General features: G+C 70.2%; 4 protein-coding genes, 1 tRNA gene and 1 pseudogene. 2 read left to right on the top strand and 4 right to left on the bottom strand.

The features are described 5' to 3' along the window. A pseudogene (locus B9G49_RS15895) lies at positions 1-283 on the bottom strand (helix-hairpin-helix domain-containing protein); the annotation flags it as partial. A 98-nt stretch (positions 284-381) separates the two neighbouring features. Here B9G49_RS15895 and B9G49_RS15890 point away from each other — a divergent pair. Then, positions 382-840 carry a hypothetical protein gene (locus tag B9G49_RS15890; protein ID WP_049932345.1) on the top strand — a complete coding sequence of 153 codons (459 nt, stop codon included), beginning with the start codon at positions 382-384 and terminating at the stop codon, positions 838-840. 52 nt (positions 841-892) lie between these two features. Here the strand turns inward: B9G49_RS15890 and B9G49_RS15885 are convergent, their stop codons facing one another. Then, positions 893-1,381: a hypothetical protein gene (locus B9G49_RS15885; RefSeq protein ID WP_049932342.1), complete on the bottom strand. Its 489-nt coding sequence runs from the start codon at positions 1,379-1,381 to the stop codon at positions 893-895. A gap of 148 nt (positions 1,382-1,529) precedes the next feature. Here B9G49_RS15885 and B9G49_RS15880 point away from each other — a divergent pair, with 148 nt between their 5' ends. Then, on the top strand, positions 1,530-1,955 hold the full coding sequence (locus tag B9G49_RS15880; protein WP_086217014.1) for a low molecular weight phosphatase family protein: 426 nt from the start codon (positions 1,530-1,532) through the stop codon (positions 1,953-1,955). 151 nt (positions 1,956-2,106) lie between these two features. Here B9G49_RS15880 and B9G49_RS15875 read toward each other — a convergent pair. Further along, positions 2,107-2,257, bottom strand: a tRNA-Gln gene (locus tag B9G49_RS15875). A 67-nt stretch (positions 2,258-2,324) separates the two neighbouring features. After that, entirely contained in the window at positions 2,325-2,915 is a 591-nt protein-coding gene (locus B9G49_RS15870) for an AsnC family transcriptional regulator (RefSeq protein WP_049932338.1), read from the bottom strand. Between the last annotated feature and the right edge of the window lie 66 nt (positions 2,916-2,981).

The following is a 2,981-nucleotide window of genomic DNA, read 5'->3' as shown; positions in this document are numbered from 1 at the left end:
ACGCCTCGCCGTCGACGAGCGACCCGGTCGAGGCGGCTGCCTCCGTCTCGGCGGCGACCGCTTCCGCGTCGGCCTCGGCGTCTCCGTCGTCGGCGTCGGTCGCCGCGGGGTCGCCCTCGTCCGCGGCGGCCGCCGACTCGCTCCCGGCGGCCGGCTCCGTAGCCGTCGCGTCAGCGGCCGGTTCCGACTCCCGCTCGACGGTCACTTCTGTCTCGCCGGACTCCCGCTCGCTCGAACCGCTCCCGAAGCCGAGCTTCTCTTTGAGCTTCTGAAGTAGGGCCATTGCCCGCGGCTACACGTGCGAGATATTTAAAAACCGTCGCCGGGATCCGGTCGTCCCGTCTCGCGTGTTTATAAGTGGGATCGGGCCGTTCCGGCGGTATGGACGTTCTCAACCCCGTGATGTGGTCGGTCCACGTCGGCTTTGCCGTCCTCTGGGTCGGCAGCGTGCTGTTCGTCACCCTCGCGATTCTCCCCGCCGCGCTCCGGGGCGACATCGGCACGACCGCGCTCGGTTCGGTCGTCGGTCGGCTGCGCTGGATCACGCGGATCGGCGCCCTCGCGTTCGTCCTCACCGGCGGTCACATGGCGGGGACGCTGTACACCTTCGAGGGGCTGACGGGAACGCCCCGCGGCCACCTCGTGTTGACGATGCTCGGCCTGTGGTTCGTCGGCACCGGCCTCGTCGAGGTCGCCGGCTCGAAGCTGGCCGACGGGCTCGACGTCGACAAGCTCCGCGAGCCCGCCCGCGACGCCAAGCCGTTCCTCTACGGCGCGTCCGCCGTCTCCGTCGGGCTCATCGTCACGGCGGGGCTGCTCGCCAGCCCGGGACTGTTCTGAGGAGCGCGAGCGGCGGCAGTCGCTGACGGATGTCCGCGCCGCACCGGCCGGGCTACGCCTCGAAGAGCCGCTCGGCGTCGTCCGCCTGTCGGCGGTAGATCCCGCGCCCCTTCAGCCGCGGCACCTCGTGGCGGTGGAGCCGCTCCGCCGCCGTGTCGTACACGAGCGGGAAGACGTTCGTCCGCCCCCTCGCGACCGTGAATCCGGACATCGCCCCGAGGAGCGACGCGTCGGGGTCCGGCGTCGCGAACGTCACGTAGCCGATCGGGGTGGCCGACTCGCCGCCGTCGGCGCGTTCGGGTCGGGCGTCGATCCGGTCGACGAGCACGTCGCGGAACGCCGACGCGGTGTCGACGAGCGTCTCCGCGTCCGTCTCGTCCGCCTCGACGAGCGCCGCGAACACCGCCACGTCGCCGAGCGTGTCGTCCGTCTCGCGAGTCTCCCACAGGTGGTCGAGTCCGTCTACGTCCGCGTCGACCGCCTCGAAGCCGTGTCGGCGGCGGTTCGCGGCGACCGCCTCCCGGTAGGTTGGGATGTCCATAGGTCGTCCACGATCCGCATGGTAAAAAATGACACAGGTAGCTCCGGACCGGAAGGCGTCCGCGAGACCCGGCGTCTTCCGCGTCGGGTATATACCACTCTATATCCATCTTAGAAACCCTTAATCGGGCGTGACGGGACGCGCAGGTGTGAGCGAAGACGACGTCGCCACGTTCGGGTTCGTCTGTGTACAGAACGCCGGTCGTAGCCAGATGTCGGCCGTGTTCGCCGAACGCGAGCGCCGCGAGCGCGACCTCGGCGACCGCGTGGAGGTCGTCACCGGCGGGACCCACCCCGCGGACGAGGTCCACCCCGAGGTCGTGGCGGCGATGGCGGAGGTGGACATCGACCTCTCCGACCGCGTCCCCCGCGAGGTCTCGACCGCGGAGCTCGACGCGTGCGACGTGGTCGCGACGATGGGCTGTTCGACGCTGACGCTCCCGGACGGCGTCGAGGGGCGCGACTGGGCGCTCGACGACCCGCACGGGCAGGATATCGATCGTGTCCGGGATATCCGCGACGAGGTCGAGGGGCGCGTGCGCGACCTCTTCGATGAGTTCTTTGGCGAGGAGTAGGCGGCTCCGGCCGCGTATCCGTGCGACTCGGGGGTTTCTCTCGCCGCAGGATAGTCCCGGGCGGATTCGAACCGCGAGGACTCGCTTCGCTCGTCCTCTGGGCTCGAATCAATTCGGACACCTGCGGCTCGCGGAGTTGCTCGCCGCAGGATAGTCCCGGGCGGATTCGAACCGCCGTCAATGGCTGACTTCGGGCATCCGACGGGCGTTCTTGATGGAACACCCGACAGCCGCGCGTGAGCCGCAGACGCGGACGGATTCCCTCCAAAGGCCATTATGATTGGCCACTACACCACGGGACTTCGTATTCGGCTAACCGACGGGCACTCAAGTACGTTACTCTCCGCGACGAGACTGGGACGGCCCCGGCTACGCCCCCTCCTCGATCCGGTCGAACCGCTCCTCGAAGTTCTCGCGACAGGAGCCGCAACAGAAGTGGTACAGCGTCCCGTCGATCCGGGCCGACTCCCCCTCGGCGGTGACGGTGTTGCCGCACTCGACGCACTCGACCGCGAGGTCCGCGTCGCCGACCGCGGGCGACCACTCGTGGGCGTCGAGCAGCCGCACCGACAGGTCGCGCACGGCCGCCAGTCCGACCGCGTCGTCGACGAGGTCACGAGCGGTCCCCTCCTCGACGCGCGCGACGACCGTCACCTCGCCGTCTGCGGTGAGGAACGCGTGCTCGACGCGCTCGTGGCTCGCGACCGCCGCGTGAACGCGCTCGGCGTCCGCGGGCGCGACAGCGAGCGTCGCGAGGACCCGCAGCCCGTCGGAGAGCGCGTCACCGTCGATCCGAAGCGTGAACCCCTCGATGACGCCCACCTCGCGTAGCCGGTCGACCCGGTCCGACACCGCGGGCGCGGAGAGGTCAACGCGCTCGGCGATATCGCTGTACGGGCGCCGCGCGTCGGCCAGCAGCAACCGGATGATCTCCCGGTCCGTCTCGTCGAGCGTTCGCATGGGCGAGCGTTCGCCCGGCGCGGGCAAAAGGCGTCCGGGAGGGGCGGGCGGTCGCGGGACCCGGTC

The organism is Halorubrum sp. SD683 (genome assembly GCF_002135045.1).
Taxonomy (GTDB): Archaea; Halobacteriota; Halobacteria; order Halobacteriales; family Haloferacaceae; genus Halorubrum; species Halorubrum ezzemoulense.
This window is presented reverse-complemented; position numbering and strand designations above follow the sequence as displayed.

Excerpts from the sequence above, each read along its gene's own strand:
- B9G49_RS15890 (WP_049932345.1), top strand. The coding sequence starts at position 382 with ATGGACGTTCTCAACCCCGTGATGTGGTCGGTCCACGTCGGCTTTGCC.
- B9G49_RS15885 (WP_049932342.1), bottom strand. The coding sequence starts at position 1,381 with ATGGACATCCCAACCTACCGGGAGGCGGTCGCCGCGAACCGCCGCCGA.
- B9G49_RS15870 (WP_049932338.1), bottom strand. The coding sequence starts at position 2,915 with ATGCGAACGCTCGACGAGACGGACCGGGAGATCATCCGGTTGCTGCTG.